Annotated in this window: 10 protein-coding genes; 8 read left to right on the top strand and 2 right to left on the bottom strand. The window is 55.3% G+C overall.

Translation table 11 applies throughout. The annotated features are described in order from the left end of the window. Positions 1-111: 111 nt before the first annotated feature. On the bottom strand, positions 112-1,104 hold the full coding sequence (locus tag K3163_RS02345; RefSeq protein WP_247712435.1) for a helix-turn-helix transcriptional regulator: 993 nt from the start codon (positions 1,102-1,104) through the stop codon (positions 112-114). An 86-nt stretch (positions 1,105-1,190) separates the two neighbouring features. Between K3163_RS02345 and K3163_RS02340 the strand changes: the two genes are divergently transcribed. The 7 genes from K3163_RS02340 (at position 1,191) to K3163_RS02310 (ending at position 10,220) form a co-directional block, all read left to right on the top strand. Next, the gene (locus tag K3163_RS02340) at positions 1,191-1,460 is read left to right on the top strand and encodes a DUF4258 domain-containing protein (RefSeq protein WP_221551751.1); all 270 of its coding nucleotides are present in this window, start codon (positions 1,191-1,193) and stop codon (positions 1,458-1,460) included. A 71-nt stretch (positions 1,461-1,531) separates the two neighbouring features. Next, on the top strand, positions 1,532-4,645 hold the full coding sequence (locus tag K3163_RS02335; RefSeq protein ID WP_221551749.1) for a helicase-related protein: 3,114 nt from the start codon (positions 1,532-1,534) through the stop codon (positions 4,643-4,645). Then, a complete protein-coding gene (locus K3163_RS02330; RefSeq protein ID WP_221551747.1) occupies positions 4,645-6,300 on the top strand; it encodes a hypothetical protein in 1,656 nt (551 codons plus the stop codon). Before K3163_RS02335 ends, K3163_RS02330 begins: the two co-directional genes overlap by 1 nt. Before the next feature lie 48 nt (positions 6,301-6,348). Beyond that, positions 6,349-7,851: a DUF2779 domain-containing protein gene (locus tag K3163_RS02325; RefSeq protein WP_221551745.1), complete on the top strand. Its 1,503-nt coding sequence runs from the start codon at positions 6,349-6,351 to the stop codon at positions 7,849-7,851. Next, entirely contained in the window at positions 7,848-8,570 is a 723-nt protein-coding gene (locus K3163_RS02320) for an endonuclease/exonuclease/phosphatase family protein (protein WP_221551737.1), read from the top strand. Before K3163_RS02325 ends, K3163_RS02320 begins: the two co-directional genes overlap by 4 nt. Positions 8,571-8,638: 68 nt before the next feature. Continuing rightward, a complete protein-coding gene (locus K3163_RS02315; RefSeq protein WP_221551735.1) occupies positions 8,639-8,917 on the top strand; it encodes a hypothetical protein in 279 nt (92 codons plus the stop codon). Positions 8,918-9,218: 301 nt separating this feature from the next. Further along, entirely contained in the window at positions 9,219-10,220 is a 1,002-nt protein-coding gene (locus K3163_RS02310; RefSeq protein ID WP_221551725.1) for a hypothetical protein, read from the top strand. A gap of 22 nt (positions 10,221-10,242) precedes the next feature. Here the strand turns inward: K3163_RS02310 and K3163_RS02305 are convergent, their stop codons facing one another. Continuing rightward, complete coding sequence (locus K3163_RS02305) at positions 10,243-15,270, bottom strand: RecQ family ATP-dependent DNA helicase (RefSeq protein WP_221551722.1); 5,028 nt, start codon at positions 15,268-15,270, stop codon at positions 10,243-10,245. Between the two features lie 491 nt (positions 15,271-15,761). Between K3163_RS02305 and K3163_RS02300 the strand changes: the two genes are divergently transcribed. After that, the gene (locus K3163_RS02300) at positions 15,762-16,589 is read left to right on the top strand and encodes an NYN domain-containing protein (protein ID WP_221551720.1); all 828 of its coding nucleotides are present in this window, start codon (positions 15,762-15,764) and stop codon (positions 16,587-16,589) included. Positions 16,590-16,689: the final 100 nt, after the last annotated feature.

Here is a 16,689-nt window from a genome sequence, read left to right as displayed (position 1 = left end):
GCCCCCAAACTTTCAGTGCCGGCAATGCTTCGACACTATGAAATCCATAAATACCGATACTTATCGTACGGGCAAGCGGTGAAGCTAGCGAAGAAAAGACGGTCTTTACCATTACGGCAGAGCCGGAAAATCAGAGCGACGGTGCGGGTTCACCAAGTCCGCGAGCGCCTCGGGCTCAAGCACTTCCACAGCATCGCCCCACGCGTATAAATGCCAGGCCATCTCGAGCTGACCTGAGGCCTTAAAACGCACAATCGTCGAGCCATCATCGAGCACTTCGACCTCTTGCGAGGGATGGAACTGATAACCGCTTACTCGGTCAGCCGCATGCGGCGCGAACTTCCAAACCACTTCGGCGAATTCGCGGTCGTTGTGAAACGAGCCGAAGGCCTTCTGCGCATAGTCAGCCAAGCTGAAATCGTCGGGAATGGCGAAGCTTTCAGGTAGCAATTCGGCTCTAGAAATGTCCTCCACTCGGTAGTGCCGAAAGCGTCCATCCCGTTTTGCTGTATCGACGGCGACCAAATAGCGCCGCGCGCCGAGGAGCATCCCGTAGGGCTCAATCGTCCGCGCACTCGCCTTGGCATCGCCGCGGCTCTTATAAGAGATCTTGAGGAGGAAGGGGCCCTTAAGAGCCATGGATATCGCTTCATCGACCTCAGGATCCAGGGAAGGTCTGGGCCCTGGGCGTGCTGCATAACCCATCGCCTCAAGCACCGCCTCTTCATCCGTCGCCAGCCGCGCACTGCGCTCGGAGGGAATGAGCGCACGCACTTTGTGATTGAGCTCAGTCAATCGCTTGGCTTCTGAACGCATGCCGACCCGCTCGAGCTCAGCGATGGCAGAACTCATCGACGCCAATTCATCCGCGCTGACATGGAGTAGCTGAGCCGTCACAGCAGCCCGCAAGCTCCAATAATGCCGCCCGTCTGTACCGATGCGGTGCTCAAGCGCTGGGAAGGCCATCTCGAGCGCATCAATCATGCGCTGCGCCGTGCGCCTTACACAGCCGAATTCTTCTTCGATCTGCATCAGGCACACGCCCGTGCGGTTCGTCGCCATCATGGCGAGTCGTAGAAGATCGACGGCTTTCGCAAAGGACATGCTCCCCTCCTAGCAATCCAAGGGTGACAGTTTCTGTCGCCCCAGTCTCGTACATTCGAATCATCAACAAGAAAAGGAACGAGACGATGAACATGACGACCCATGCACAGACCCGCATCCAGCAGCGCGGCATTCCCGCCCAAGCGATCGATGCTATCCTCTGCTATGGCCGGCGCAAGCGCCACCACGGTGCAGACGTATATTTCCTCGATAAGCCTTCCCGCAAACGCCTGGCATGCTCGATGGGACATAAAGTCTATTCGAAGCTCGAGCGATCGCTGAACAGCTATCTTGTGGTGAGCGACGATGGCGCGATCATTACTGCAGCTCATCGTCTTCAGCGTCTCAAATTCTGACGAGGCTCAGACTACGTCTTGACGAAAACTTCGAAATATTCGCATCTTGCATCGAATTTGAGGGGGAATTGATGTTCGCACCTGGCACGCGGGTTCGCTTGCGCAACCGTCCAGCAGAGATAGGTACGGTAACCGATACGGAGGCCGTGGAAACGCACGGTCGCACTTTTATCGAAATCGAATTCCCCCACGGGCGCGAGCTCAAATCTGTCGTCCAGCTCGAAGAGGTGGTGACCGCCCCTGATGCGCTTGAAGATCTCAAAGCCGGCAAGCTCTCATCGCCTCAGTCTTTGCGCAGAGCTCTCACCCACGTGCGGATGACAAGTCAGCACCTCGCAGACATCATCTACAGCATTGGCGCGACGAACACCGAGTTTCATGCCTATCAGTACAAGCCTGTCCTCAAACTCCTGAATTCGCCTTCGAGAGGCTTGCTCGTCGCTGACGAGGTCGGCCTTGGTAAAACCATCGAGGCTGGACTCATTTGGACTGAGCTCGTCGCACGCGGAGACGCTCGCCGTCTGCTTGTCGTTTGCCCAAAATCTCTTCGTGAAAAGTGGCGGGCCGAGCTTCGCAGCAAGTTCAACGTCGAGGCGAAGCTGTGTGATGCTGAAGAGCTCCTTTTCGATCTGAAAGAGGGTGAGTTCGGCAAGAAGAACTTCGCCTACGTCGCCTCACTTTCGGGGCTTAAACCGAACAAGGGCTGGGAAGAGGTGCTCGATCCGAAACCTGGCTCGAGGGACGCGCTTGCCCACTACCTGAACAACGCCACCCGTGACCTTTTCGACCTCGTCATATTCGACGAAGCGCATCACCTTCGCAATCGCACGACTCAAAATCATGAACTTGCCGAACTGCTAAGTGATGTCGCGAGTTACAAAGTCTTTCTCTCCGCTACTCCCATCAATTTGCACACTGAAGACCTTCGGTCGCTGCTCAACCTGATTGATGAAGATACCTTTGGGAACGAGTTTCTCTTCCCTCAGCTACTCAGCGAGAATGAACCGATCATCGCCGCGTGGGAGGCGGCTCGAAACCCCTCGGTCCCCATGGACCAGGTGCGGGCGCTCGTTGACAAGATCAGGCCCGGCCTAGTTCTTCAAACTGGCGGACGCCTCAAACGACTAAAAGCCGAGCTCGCCAAGACCGACGCTTTTGATGACAGCAATCGCGTCAAACTCGCCGCGCGCATCGAAGAAATGTCGCTTCTCGGCACGACGGTCAATCGCACTCGAAGAAGGGATGTCGCTGACTTCAAGGTTCAAAGACGCCCCAAAACACTTTCGTGGGAGATGGCTCCGGACACAGAGCGCGCCTTCTATGATCGAGCAACTGAGGTGATTGAGGAATACGCGGAATGGAATGACATCAATGCGCGCTTCCTACTGGCACAAACCCAGCGGCTCTTGGCGTCGAGCCTCGCTGCAGCCTACCGCCACTGGGGTGAAGGCAGCGGCTCTCTTTCGCTCGACGAGGACGTGGACATCGACGCTGACGCAATGCGCAAAATCGGCCCGCTGATCACAGAGCTTGGAGCTATTTGCGACGACCCGGATGAGTTGCAGGAGCTCGAACGGGCCGACTCCAAATATGAGAAACTGAAACGGTGGCTGCGCGAAATGCAGAACGAGAGCCCCGACGAAAAAATCATCATCTTTTCAAGCTTCAGGCGGACCCTATCCTACCTGGCCAAGCGACTAACAGAAGACGGCTTCGCCTCGATCGAGCTTCACGGCGGCATCTCCGCACCTCGCCAGGAAACGGTCGATCGTTTTGCTGACGCCCCAGGCGGCACGGTTCTTCTGACATCAGAAGTTGGCGGTGAGGGCCTGGACCTTCAGTTCTGCCGCGTCCTCGTCAATTGGGATCTCCCCTGGAACCCGATGAAGGTCGAACAGCGGATCGGCCGGATCGACCGTATCGGCCAGAAGGCCGAAGCGATCGATATTAAGAACTTGATCGCTAAGAACACGATCGAAGAGCAAGTCTATGAACGGCTCTATCTCCGCCTTAACCTCATTCAGCAGACTCTGGGCGATTTCGAGCCCATCCTGGGGGAAATGGTCGACAAGATCGATAAGATCTTAAGCGATCCCAAGCTTACAAAAGAGGAGCGAGATCGCGAGCTCGAACGTGCTTCAACAGCTGCTGCCACTCGAAGAGAAGAGGAGGAGAAGCTCGAGAAGGAGGCCCCTGGTCTCATCGGCCTAGGAGACTCCATCCTTCAGCAAATTAATGACGCACAAGCGCCGCACAAACGGCTCAAACCTGAGGATCTGTTCGACTACATTACCGGCGTACTCATTGACGAGTATCCCGGCACCCGCTTCGATCGGGCTAATCACGAAGAGCTCGACCTTTACGACATCCGCCTCTCGCCCCAGCTCGCCATTGAGTTCGCTCGGTTCAAAGAACGGTTTTCAAGTCAGTTTCCGACCAATTTTGATAGCAACTCAAAGGTTGTCCGGGCGATCTTTGGATCTTCACCCGACCGCTTTACGCATCGCGGCATCGATACAATAGCAATGACCCATCCGCTTGCTCGCTTTGCTGCCAGCCGGATGTCAGAGAAAGAGCTCTCAACGCCGGCGAGGCCTGTTACAGCCTTCAGTGCACCTGGAGAGCAGACGAAGGATCTCAATCCCGGCCAATATCTGGTCGCCGTGCAAAGCTGGGCCATCAAGGGACTGAACCCTGTTGACCGATTGGTCTTCTCAGCACTTCATATGGCTAGCGGCGAATTGCTCAATGATGAGCGCGCCGAGCAGCTCACCATGGAGAGCATTGTCGCCGAACCAAGGCTTCGGCGGCTTAGAGAGGACGAAATACAGCTTGCGGCTCGCTTAGCAGATGAGACCTTGATGCCTCACCTAGCTCGCCAGTTAAAAGAGTTTCGTGAAGCTGAGACCGCGAAACATTTCGACCAGGTCGGCACGCAAAAGGCGCTCATTGAAGCCCATCGCGAACGTGAAATCGAAAAGGCTGAACGGCAGATCAGGGACCACCAGCTTTCCGGCAGCGCCAAGCGACAGCAGCTTGTCTACGCAGTGCGAGCAACCCGCGATAAAACCCTGGCACGTCTCGACGACAAGCTGAAAACTATCACGGCGCAAGAGGATGATATCACGCTCAAGGATCCCGTGACCGTCGGCATGTGTGTCATTGAGGTTGGGGGGCAGAACTGATGGGGAAAGGCTCAACCTTCGCAACCTTCCAAGACCTGGCAAAAGCTCTCAAAACAAAGACTGTCCCAGACAAACCAAAGCCTAAAGCGAAAGCCTCCGCCGCCCAGTCTTGGCGCGCCAATGGCGCAGCTGACGGTTCTCGGGCGCCGTTGGAAACCACAAAAGCAAACGGCAAACAGGCCAAGAAAGCTCGCAAAGGCAAGAAAAAGAAGGGAGAGAAGCTTCGCGTCAAGATTTCGAAGGCGGCGTGGGAAGCAATTAAGAACGCTGCTTCTCCGTCTGATCAATCGGGTAAGCCTGCGCCAACGAAGACCACTATCGAGCAAGGCCAGGCTCAAGCCGCTTTCCAGCGGATCACCAAAAGAGTGGCTTCTTCTTCGACCGATTTTGAGACGCCGCCTGCAACCATCCCGGCGACAATTGCCGACACGCTTCAGAAGCGGATTGGACTTGGGGCCACTTGGTTCGCCTCGCATTCAGTGCCGGATGAAGTTGAGGGCGAGACCAATGTGATCATCGGTTTCGATTTTGGCACCAGTTCTGCAAAAATCGCCGTCCGCGACCCCTTCGGGATCGAAGATGACATCGCTGCCATGGAAGCTCCGACCGAGCTTAGGTCGATGGAGCACCCCTTCCTTTGGCAAACTGCCGTTTGGTTTGACCCATCCTCAAAACGTTTCTCTCTCTACCCGCAGCCTGACTTCGTAAGCCTCTCAGGGTTTAAGACAGGCATCATCGGAGGATACGGGAACAAGCGCGCCAACAAAGATATCGAAGTATCCCGCAACGAAGCGGCCATTGCCTATCTTGCCCTCCATGCCGCGCATCTATTCGGCTGGCTGCAGTCTGCCTCCCCCTTCGGCGGGGCAGCGCCAGCTTCCTATCTACGCTTCAATATTGGCGTGCCTGTAGCCGCGATCGATAACTCTTTCGTATGCTCACAATACGGGAAGATTGTTGCAGCAGCATACGAGCTCATCCCCTACGCTGATGAACTCGACCTCGCTATGGTGCGGTCCACCTTCGCTGACGCGCACGAAAAGACACCCGAAGGTTTCGATTTGGTGCCGGAACTTGCCGCCGCGATAGCCGGCTACTCTTCGCAGAAAACAGCGCGAGAGGGCGCCCATCTTCTTATCGATGTCGGCGCATCGACCTTGGACATGGTGACCTTCCTAAGAGTGACCTCAAAGAAAGCCACAGGGATAGAATCTTCGGTCGAACTTCTTGGAGCAGCTGCGCTCGAAGTGGCCCGCAGAGCGGGAGAGCCGGATCTCGAATGCGAACTTGCTTGCCGCCACCAATATAAGGAATTGATCGACGCTTCACGCAAGGAGAGCCGAACCAGAGTAGAGTTCAAAGCAGGGCGAGAAGTTCAAGTCATTGCCACCGGCGGTGGGTGCAACACGGAGCTTCACAAACGTTTCATCGGGAGCCGCGCCACCAAGGAACTCCTCGGAGAAGTCCCGATAATTTTTCCCAGCCCGCCGGCTGCAATTACTGATGAGGAATGCGACACGCAGCGTCTCCTTTTGGCCTACGGCCTCACCATGGACGTCTTCGAGAAAGTCGATCTCCTTCCGCCTTCCCAGACGCCAAATATGTCATTGCAATCCAAGACGGAGATTTCTGCGCCAGGCCCTGAGCAATGCTGATCAACGCAACCTCAGCAATATCATCGGCCAGATTACGAATCTTCATGTATGCGTGACCAAATTTCGCCGCCCAGCCGTCATGATCTGACCAAGACAAAGCTGACACTATTTGAACAATGTCCGAAGCGCCTCTGGCTGTCTGTCAATCGCCGAGATTTGATTGAAGTCGACGACGCCACGCAAGCGCGGTTCGATACTGGCCACGCGGTTGGCGAGCTCGCTTGTGATCTGGTGGATGGCGGCGTCATGGTTACGATGGACCAAGGGGTCGAGGGTGCTCTGCAGCAAACTCGCGAACTTGTAGAAGCCGGCGACCGGCCGATTTTCGAAGGAACCTTTCAGCACGAAGGCGTCCTCGTGAGGGTTGATATCATGCGACCCGATGGAAGGGGCGGCTGGCACGTTGCTGAGGTCAAAAGCACTGCCTCGCGGAAAGACTATCAAATTGCCGATCTCGCTACGCAGGTCTGGGTAATGGAAGGAGCCGGGGTGACCATCGCCTCTGCTTCGATCCGCCACATCAACGCTAGTTTTGTCTATGCGCGAGAGCGCGATTACCTGGGATTCCTGATCGACCGGATGTCTGATGAAGACGTGCGACCCATTACCGACACCCGCTTGCCGGTAGTCCTCCAAGCCCGCGAGACGTTGCGTAGCGAAGAGCCTGAGATCGTGCCGGGGCCGCATTGCAGCGATCCGTTCGAATGCGATTTCAAGGCTTACTGTTACCGTGGCACAAAACAGCCCGAATGGCCCATCACCCTGCTCCCGCGAACCGGGAAACGGCTTGCCGAGAACTACGAAGCCAAAGGGCTAAAGGAACTAACCGAGCTCAATCCTGGCGAACTCAAAAACTCGCTCCACGAGCGCATTCGAAGAGCAACAGCCTCGGGCGAAGCTTTTCATGACCGTGACAGGGCCCGCGAGCTCACAAAAGGCTGGTCATTCCCCCGCACCTATCTCGACTTTGAGACTGTCAGTTCCGCTATCCCGCGATGGCTTGGCACCAAGCCCTTCCAGCAAATTCCCTTCCAGTTCTCGGCGCACATCGAAAACGTGAATGGAGCCATTAAGCATCGCGATTTCCTTAGCCTCGATGACCAGGACCCCAGGCGAGAATTCGCTGAGAAGCTTTTGGCTGCAGTTCCAAGGGAAGGCGCGATCATCACTTACAATGCGACATTTGAAAGAACGCGCATCAGGGAATTGGCTGCACGATTTGACGACCTCTCAAGTGCCCTACGGCAGCTGGCTGACAGGGTTGTTGATTTGGAGCCTGTTGCACGCAGCTGTTGGTTTCACCGCGATCAGAAGGGAAGCTGGTCGATCAAGGCCGTCCTTCCCACGATCCCAGCGGCGATAAGCTATAGCGAGTTAGCCGTACAGGACGGGATGGCGGCGCAACGGGTCTTTTTGGAAGCCGTCGAATTGCCCAACAGTTCGAAGCAAAAAGCGGATCACGGGCTCGCCCTGAGGGAGTATTGCGCGATGGATACGTGGGCGATGGTTGAGCTACTCCGCCATCTCACCGGTAAAGAGAATAGACCATGAGCGACAATACGAGCGCCAAGATCGCAACATGGAACTTAGAATGGGCTGTGCCTACCAGCCGGCGAGGGAAAAGGATCACCGGTATGATGGCTGCGATGGATGCCGATATCCTTTGCCTGACTGAGGCACATGCAAGTAACTTTCCATCCGGCTATCACGTAGTCTCAAGCCGCGACGACTATGGATACCCGCTCAAGGCAGACCGCCGCAAAGTCTTGATTGGCTCTAAAACGCCTTGGTTTTGGCATGACGATGTTGGCCATTCGAGCTTGCCTAGCGGGCGGTTCATTCAAGGAAGAACTCAAACTCCGGCTGGCGAGTTGCAAGTGATGGGCATCTGTATTCCGTGGGCCGACGCGCATGTACGGACCGGAAGGTGCGATCGCGAACGATGGCAGGATCACGAAGCCTACTTAGAGGGGCTCCTGTCAGTGCTCAGAGAATGCGCAAACTGCCCGGTGATTGTCGCCGGCGACTTCAATCAAAGGCTTCCGCGCAGACGCCAACCAGAACAGGTATACCAAAAGCTCGAGAAGGCCTTCGAAGCGTTAAGCATTGTTACCCGTGGCTTCGAATTCGAAGGTCGACAAGCGATTGATCACATCGCTGTCTCGCCAGAACTTTCCGCTGGTGCACCGCGCGCCGTTCCCGATCAAATCGACGGACTCAAACTATCCGATCATTTCGGAATCATCGTAGAGTTGGCCAAAGTTTCGTAGCCCCACCCTAAGAGGCTCTGGCCCTCGGAATTTATATCGCTTCTCTCAATTCTAACTGGAGAAGCTCTATGACGACCCGTGCCGAGCGCAATTTCCTCAAACTCCCTTTTGCTGATCATCGCGACGGGGACGACCCGGCCATGAGGGAGGCTATCGACTTCTTTCTACTCCACCTCTCCGACGTCAGACGACCCGATAATAATGCCTACCAATTGAAGCTCTCGAGTGCGGTGAGCTACTATCCGCGAAATGGTCGCATTCACGTGGACGGTGAAGCCAAGGGGCGCAAAGAGAGAGGTCTTCAAGCGGTCATGGCCGTGCTGCAAGAGCGCGATGAGTTGAGTTAATTGAGGTTGGCACCACGCTGTTTGGCGATCTCATCGTGGGAGGGACCGACCCAAATTGCTACACAGTCGGCTTTCGCGATCCGCGCCGAGCAATTGTAACAACTCTCGGTCTCACGATCATTCGCTCCGACGTGCGGCCCTTGGGCAACGTCATATTGAATCGCATTCCATGTCCCACACGCCTCACATATCGCACCGCTTTCGATCGTTTTCATGAAGTTTCCTCTGGCTCTTAGAGCTACTGCATTGCGCAATCTTATGGAAAAACATAGGGCAAGCAGAGTCTTAGGGGGAAAGGCAATTGCTACAAATTCTTGAAAAGCGTGGTGAGATCAAAGAGGCGCACAAACGTCTCAAGGCCACATTGACGGCCGTTTTGCCGTCGCGTGGCATACGGAACATCGGTTATCCGGGCGGCAACGAAAATCACGAGGTGTTCGCCGCGGGTGAGAACGAGCTTTACTGTGCCTTCTCCCCGCCAAGGACGGACGTCCCAATCGCTCGCTATTGGAATAGCTTTGGCTCGTTCAGGCCTGACGCACCATCTCAGCAGATTATCGTCGAAATCAACATGCCAGTTGAGGGCGAGGATGGCCGAGTAGCCGGGTTCTTCGCCCAAGATTCGAATACGGGCGAAATCTACCTCATGCATGATGGCGGAATTGGCGGAGGTCGAGAAGGGGTCGGTAAGGCCGCATTCCTCGGTTTCGTTTCCGATCCACTCTACCTCGCACACAGCGAAAAAAGAACGCGCTCAGCTATGATGATCGGGAACGTGAATGACCATTCACTGCCTGCTTTGATTTGGAGGTTCGCTCAAAAAGTTGAACAGTTTAAAGAGAACCGCGAGGAGCTAGCTGCCGGCCCTTCCCAAACACCTCCACCAGCAACGGAATTCGTTTCTGAATTTTCCGGCCGCAAGAAGGGGAAGCGCAAAAGCGAGTTCGACTACTTCACTTATCACGGCATGGTCGTCGACGCCTTGAAAGAACAGATCGACGCTCAGCTGAAGAGCGGCCAAACGGTATCGAGGGACATACTGGTGGATCTCTTCGTAACCGAAGACGGTCGTAGGACAGAGGTCTTCGAAGTGAAGACCACAGCGGATCGGCAATCCTTCTACACCGCGATTGGTCAGCTCATGACCCATGGGAGAGAGGCAGAGGGACGCCGTGTACTAGTAATCCCCAAAGAGCCTGCATTGCCAGTGGACTGCCTGGAAGCGACGCGAGATATTGGGATCGAAGTTCGACATTTCACGATCGCTGGCGAGGGCGCGCGCGCCAAGATCATTCTTCTTTGATAACGGCCGAAGAGCGAAGGACCTAGGCTGGGGCATAGGTGATGTCAGGCAGGATCGTCTCCCATTGTTCGCGCTTAATGTATTCGCGATACTCTTCCTGGTTGTCAGACTTCCGCCACTGAATGATTGCCCCAACCGTGGCCTTCTCGACCTTCCAACCTTTAGGTGGATGAAATGAGTAAGCCATCCGCCCGATGACTTGCCCTGCCGCGTTGTGGATCATCCAGGCCTTCTCACCACGTGACAATTTTACGGGGTCACCGATCCTCGCAGCTTTGATCGCTTGAAGAGCATTATTCCCGCTGTACAAGCGACCTGCATAGGAGAGATCTACCAGCTCCATATTGGGCGGGTCATACCGATGCTGGTCTATAAGTTGGGTTTGCGGATTTTGGGCGACATCGCGAACCAGCACCTCTTCCCTCTCGTGTCGCAGGTAGGGATGTGAGCCGTCTGTAAGGACCGCAAGGGACCGCTTTGCCCGAGTCATCGCCACGTAGAAAAGGCGCCGCGGGGCATCCGGGTCTTCGCCCTTGGACAATCCCTGCCAGTCGCCATCGAGGATAACGACATCGTTGAACTCAAGACCTTTCGCCCTGTGCGCGGTCATAAGCAGGACACCATGCTGTTGGATGCGAGCATCCCGACACCACTCTGCAATCCATTCGAGGAGATCAGGAAACGCGATCCTGCTTTGCCCAATTTCTCGCCGCAGGTCTGCGATACCCTTGGCAAGAAGGTCCGACCAACGGCTGGCGGGAAGATCGTGAAGAAACCCCTCGATTTCGCTTGCGGTCAGCAGGCTATCGGGATGGCGTCGACAGGCTTCCACCAAGGCCTGTGTCTCACGCAGACGCCAGATGCTCGGCAGGTTCTCATTGGCAAGTTCCACCGGGATGCCGAGCTTTTCCGCGTAACTCCGCACCGGCTCCAATTGCTTCCAGTTGCGCGCGATGATCGCTGTTTTCGACCAATCCCAATCCGGATCTAGGTCGGAGATTCGTACCAGCTCATCAACTGCAGCGATCGCATTTGCGATGTCACCCCCGGCCGTTTTGAGGATCTGAACACGGCCGTGCGCAACAGGGTCGATGGTCTGCATGGCCCCGCCCTTGGGGCCCCTGACCCTTTGACGATCGACCGTAATGTCATGACCAATTTTCATGCGCTGCACAGCAGGTGCAATTACCGAATTGGCCGCTGCAATAATGTTTGGCGTGGAGCGATAATTCTCGATCAAGTAAGATGGCTTTGCATCATACTCGGCTTCAAACCGGCGAATGAAGTCAACAGAGGCCCCGCCAAAAGCGTAGATGTTCTGATCATCGTCGCCGACTGCAAAGAGACTGAGCTTCTGATCGGTGTCTTCTTGTGAACGGCCCGCCACAGCGGAGATCAGATCATACTCTTCTGGTCCGATATCCTGATACTCATCGACCAAAATCCAGCGATAACCCTGCATTAAGGCTTCGCGCTGCGCTTCAGCCTCTCTTTTGCTCAACCCTTCACCCTGAAGCTGCGTGACAGCTTCGCGAATGACATTGTCGAAATCAAAGCTGTCGGCTGACGCACCCACGAAGCTCGTACCCACCAGTCGCATAGCCAGGGCATGGCATGTCGAAACAGTGATGCCGTGTGCATCTTCGCCAATGAGCTGACGCAATCGAGATCGTATCTCAGTTACTGCATGACGATTGTAGCTCAGTACCAGAATGCCGTTAGGGTCTTCTCGCCTTACCCTCACGAGGTAGGCGATGCGGTGCACTAGTGTCCGCGTCTTACCGGAACCTGGTCCCGCCAGGACCAGAACATTGGTTTTTTCTCGGTCATCGCTGACAATCTTTTGCTGAATAGGGTTGTTCAGATCATCTACGATTGCCTGCCAAGATGTAGGCGTTGTCTGCCTCCGAATGGCAGTCCTCTCGCCAGGTAGCCAGCGGTCCAGAAACTTCTCCTGGTCTAGAACGAAGTAGTCTTCAGACAGCCTCATCGCCTTATGCATGGAGAGCAGGCCCTTGTGCGCATAGGCCGCCATCACGTGCGTCTGGATAGTCTGTTCCCGGTAATGCTCCTCCAAAGGTGTAAAATGTTGCTGCGTAAACTTCCCCCCACTTGGCGCCAGATGGATTGTCATCGCTGGTCGGAAAACGCTCAGCCCCTTGCCGAGTACGAGGATTTCTTGCTCGTGGAGCCACATGAGGGAGCGATTGAATAGCTTCACGAAGTTCTTCACGTCGAACTTGAGGTAAGCGTCTCCCGTAAGCGTCGACATGAGCTCGCCTGCTGTCGTCTCGACCTGCAGGTCCTTGCCTCGCCTGCCTTTCGGCACCTTCCCTACAAGGTGCTGCAATAGGTTAGCTGCGCCGTCCCTACGAATGCGAGCGCTACGAGCTGTGACGTCCCAAGTGCGTTGCAACTTGATGAAGAGAGTATCGCGAGAGAACTTTCGAATGTGGAGGTTGCCTTTGCCTCCATCCTGGTCGCGACCGTCATGAGACAGTCCGACAAGCATTCTTTCGATGATATCAGGTCGAGCCTTCTCAAACCCCTCATCGTGAAGTTTCTGACAAACTTGGCTAAGCTGAAGAGGGAACGCGCCTTCTCCTTCGGCATCTGGCTCGGCCTCTTGAAGAACCGCAATTAGCGCTGCTTCAAGCTCTGCAGCCCGCTCCAGCCGCTCAGTGGATTGCCGCTCGACCCCTACGTGTACGAAGACAGTCAGGGCGAGGTCGTTCTTGGCAATTCCTAGGGTCTCAAGGTCGTGCATGGCCTTCGGCAATGCGCCATTGCTCAGGCCACTTGCTCCCGTGAGCTCGTCAGTTGAAATGCCTTCATCAGGCTCAGCATTCATAAGGTGGCGGACAATCGCAATGAGCTCATTGCGACGCTTGAGGGAGAGATCGGTCTTGTCGAGGATCTCTTTTGCCTCAGCCAATGTCTTCACGGAGAGTGAGGAAGGAAAAACCTGGACACGGTTTTCCTCGCGAGCGAGCAATTTCCCTTCCTCAAGCCAGGCCACAGCTGTTTTTACGCGAGTATCGTCGGTCAGCCGATCACGCTCAAACTCGTGGTCCTGCTCAGCCCGAACAATCTCTCCCGACGTCGCGACTACATTTCCGGACTTGGTGGTCTTATCATCCAGCCGCCGAAGTGCTTTGAGAATGGCTCCGATCTCATGACGGGCAAGCCTTGAGCGGGCAGAAAGGGTGAACTGCCGCTCTACATCATCTTCGGAGAAGAGGAGCACACAGCTTGCGTGTTCCCGATCGCGACCAGCTCGGCCAGCTTCCTGCAAGTAATTCTCTAAAGAGCCTGGAATGTCACCATGGACCACCAGCCGGATATCGGGCTTGTCAATGCCCATGCCAAATGCATTGGTCGCTGCGATGACACGCAATTCACCGACGCGGAAGCGCTCCTGCACCTCCTTTTTTTGATCAGGCGTAAGGCCTGCGTGAAAGAAATCGGCTTCAATCTTTTGCTGCTTGAGAAAGTCGGCGACCGTCTCGGTCTGCTTGCGCGATGAGCAGTAAATTACAGCGCCTGAGGCGCCCTCGGCCGGCAACTTAGCCTGGATGACTTCAAGTATATCGCTGAGCTTGGTGCTAGGTTTTGTCGAGCGCACCTCGAATTCAAGATTGGTCCGCACAGCGCCGCCATCGAGAAGCTGCAGATCAAACTGAAGCTTTTCCTGGAAGTGCGCTTTGATGTCAGCGACAACCTCTGGCTTCGCCGTAGCTGTCAAACAGAGTACGGGGGCTGGATCTCGGTCGCCTGAGAACTCTTTTATGAACCGGCCGATATAGCGGTAATCCGGCCGGAAATCGTGGCCCCATTTCGATACACAGTGCGCCTCATCGAGCACCCACAAACCTACATCACGCTGCTTGAGAACCGACCGAACACCCACACTTCGCAGCTGCTCTGGTGAAATGAGAAGGATGCTTGCATCGCCCAGCCGGACTTGATCGAGCACGTGTTGCCGCTCTGGAAGTGACAACATGCCATTGACGGTGACAGCCGAAGAGATGCCCTGCCGCACCATGCCCTGCACTTGGTCGTTCATAAGAGCTACCAGAGGAGAAATGACTACGCTTAGGGCGCCGACTTTCTCGAACTTCGAAAGTGCGGGAATCTGGTAGCAGACGGACTTTCCGGTTCCTGTCGGAAGAATGCCGAGGATGCTCTCTCCTAGCATCGCTTCTTCGACGATACGCTCCTGCAGTGGGCGTCCATCCTTGTCCGCGGGCTTCTTACGAAATCCCTCAAATCCAAACCATCGCCGCAAAGCTTCGCGAGGATCGTTCATTTTTCGACACCACTCGCAATCCGGAGACCTGCAATCAGTATCCCGCAGACTTTTCACAATGTCGGATGCTTCGGGAAACTGGGCCCGCACCCAGGGCGGCATCACTGAATTGCCACCCGCCACTGTGACCCATGAAACTGCATAAGCCGTTGGCCAGCCGTTCCGCGGGCTCGAGATCGTGTCGACAAGAATATCAATTGCCCCGCGGCACGCTTGTCTGTCCAGAATCTTTTGGACCGCGGCCTTGGCCTGGTCCTGGCTCGGCGGCGGCTCACCGCGGGTGGACGTGAAGACAGCGTCGAATCCATCGGACTTCTCGAGGCGAGTTGTCAGGTAATGGTAAGCGAGGACGGTCTCCGGATTTTTCTCATTGAGCCGGCCCAATGCACCAAGTTGATCTTCAAAGAGCTCGAAAACGAGACGAGCATCTTTGGCGGGATCGTTGATGTGTCCTGCTTGAAGGCGCCCATCGAGGTGATGTTTCACTAGATGGTGATACGGGTTTTCTGGAAACGCGAGGGGGTTGAGCCACAAAGTATCAATCGGCGCCTCGGCAAGTGCGGAAAGGTGAGGACGATTTGCAGCAATATGCGGCAGGTCATGCCGAATGATATTGTGTCCGAGGCAGTGACGAGCTTCGGCCAGACGTGCTTCGAGCTGATCAAGAGCCTGGGCAAGGCCCTTTGCTCCTGCCAGAATTGGTTGGCGCTCATCGTGCCAAACAGCAGCGAACGCGAACACCTCAGCCGTGTTTGGATTGACCTCCAGGTCAACTGAGACACAACGCTCGAGAAGACGCGTAACCTCATCCGACGAGGATGCTAGACTTCCCACTATGCGCTATCGCCCCCGGTGACATGGAATCTGGTCAGCCTGCAATTCGTCGCAAACCAACAGCTCTAATATCCCTACTCCCAATCAGATTTACCTTTAGTATCCATGACTTCAAGTTTTGGTTGCCTGAGACAGGCTTCGGAATGGACCGGGTTGAGTTTTCTGAGGCAAACCTGATCGTTGGATCGTGCACCTGGCAGGCTCCAAGCAACCGGTCAGACTTCGATTTTCTCACATCTGGGCGAGGTTCTTCAGAGTAATTCATAAATTTGAAGAGGTTTGTGGAGGAATGCCGCTGGCGCATAGTCCAAAAGGCATGAATGTTCTTTCGAGCGGCCGATGGCAAGCGCCGGTAGTATTGAATACGAATAGAACTATTGGGACATTTAGAGGAACAGATGGATCCAGAAGATAAGCCGCGCAGCTCGTCGGATCGCAGCATTGCGCTACTGATCGACGCTGACAATGTGTCCCACAATAAAGTTGCTGAGATACTGGCTGAACTCTCTAAGTATGGCACGGCTAATATCAGGAGGGCTTACGGCGATTGGGCCGGCGCTGGCCTGAAGAACTGGAAAGAGAAGCTGCACGATTTCGCGATCCGACCGATCCAGCAGTTCAGCTTCTCGACCGGCAAGAATGCTACCGACATCGCGCTTGTTATCGACGCAATGGAATTGCTCTATACGCAGAGGCCTGACGCATTTTGTCTGGTGTCCAGCGATGCCGATTTCACACCGCTAGTGATGCAGCTCAAAGCAAATGGGCTCGAGGTATATGGCTTTGGCGAACGCAAAACGCCGGCCCCCTTCGTCAACGCCTGCACAGCGTTTCTTTACATTGAAAGCCTAGACGAACCGCTCGTCCCCGCCGCACCGCTGGCTCAAAAAGCCAAGCCTAAGAAAAAGGCTCAAGCTGAATCAAGCGTGGAAGCCGCGCCTGATGCGAAAGCTGCAGGCAGGCCTCTTTCGCAGGACACAAAGCTAGTCACTATCCTGCGCGGCGCCGTCGAAGCAACAGCTCGCGAAGACGGTTGGGCAGCCATGTCCGCAGCAGGAATTGCAGCGCGAAGGCAAGCACCGATTGATCCTCGCAATTATGGCGTACGAAACTTTACGGCGTTGTTCGATGCGACAGGCCTTTTTGAAATAGCCCGCATCGAAAACGGCCAGAGCTATGTCGCGGACCTACGCAATAAGGATCGGACCCTGCGGCCAAGTCGCTAGAGATCTTGTCGGAACGCAGCTAACGTTAGAACCTCAAGCTGCCGGCAGTTTGGTGCCCTGCAATCGGGCACTCAATAATTTGCGGAACGCCGAATGAACT

Origin of the sequence: Qipengyuania xiapuensis, from assembly GCF_019711395.1 — a bacterium.
GTDB lineage: Bacteria > Pseudomonadota > Alphaproteobacteria > Sphingomonadales > Sphingomonadaceae > Qipengyuania > Qipengyuania xiapuensis.
The sequence above is the reverse complement of the archived record's forward strand: the minus strand, read 5'-3'. Positions and strand labels throughout refer to the sequence as shown.

Coding starts and splice junctions, on each gene's coding strand:
- K3163_RS02345 (WP_247712435.1), bottom strand. CDS start 1,104: ATGTCCTTTGCGAAAGCCGTCGATCTTCTACGACTCGCCATGATGGCG.
- K3163_RS02340 (WP_221551751.1), top strand. CDS start 1,191: ATGAACATGACGACCCATGCACAGACCCGCATCCAGCAGCGCGGCATT.
- K3163_RS02335 (WP_221551749.1), top strand. CDS start 1,532: ATGTTCGCACCTGGCACGCGGGTTCGCTTGCGCAACCGTCCAGCAGAG.
- K3163_RS02330 (WP_221551747.1), top strand. CDS start 4,645: ATGGGGAAAGGCTCAACCTTCGCAACCTTCCAAGACCTGGCAAAAGCT.
- K3163_RS02325 (WP_221551745.1), top strand. CDS start 6,349: ATGCGTGACCAAATTTCGCCGCCCAGCCGTCATGATCTGACCAAGACA.
- K3163_RS02320 (WP_221551737.1), top strand. CDS start 7,848: ATGAGCGACAATACGAGCGCCAAGATCGCAACATGGAACTTAGAATGG.
- K3163_RS02315 (WP_221551735.1), top strand. CDS start 8,639: ATGACGACCCGTGCCGAGCGCAATTTCCTCAAACTCCCTTTTGCTGAT.
- K3163_RS02300 (WP_221551720.1), top strand. CDS start 15,762: ATGGATCCAGAAGATAAGCCGCGCAGCTCGTCGGATCGCAGCATTGCG.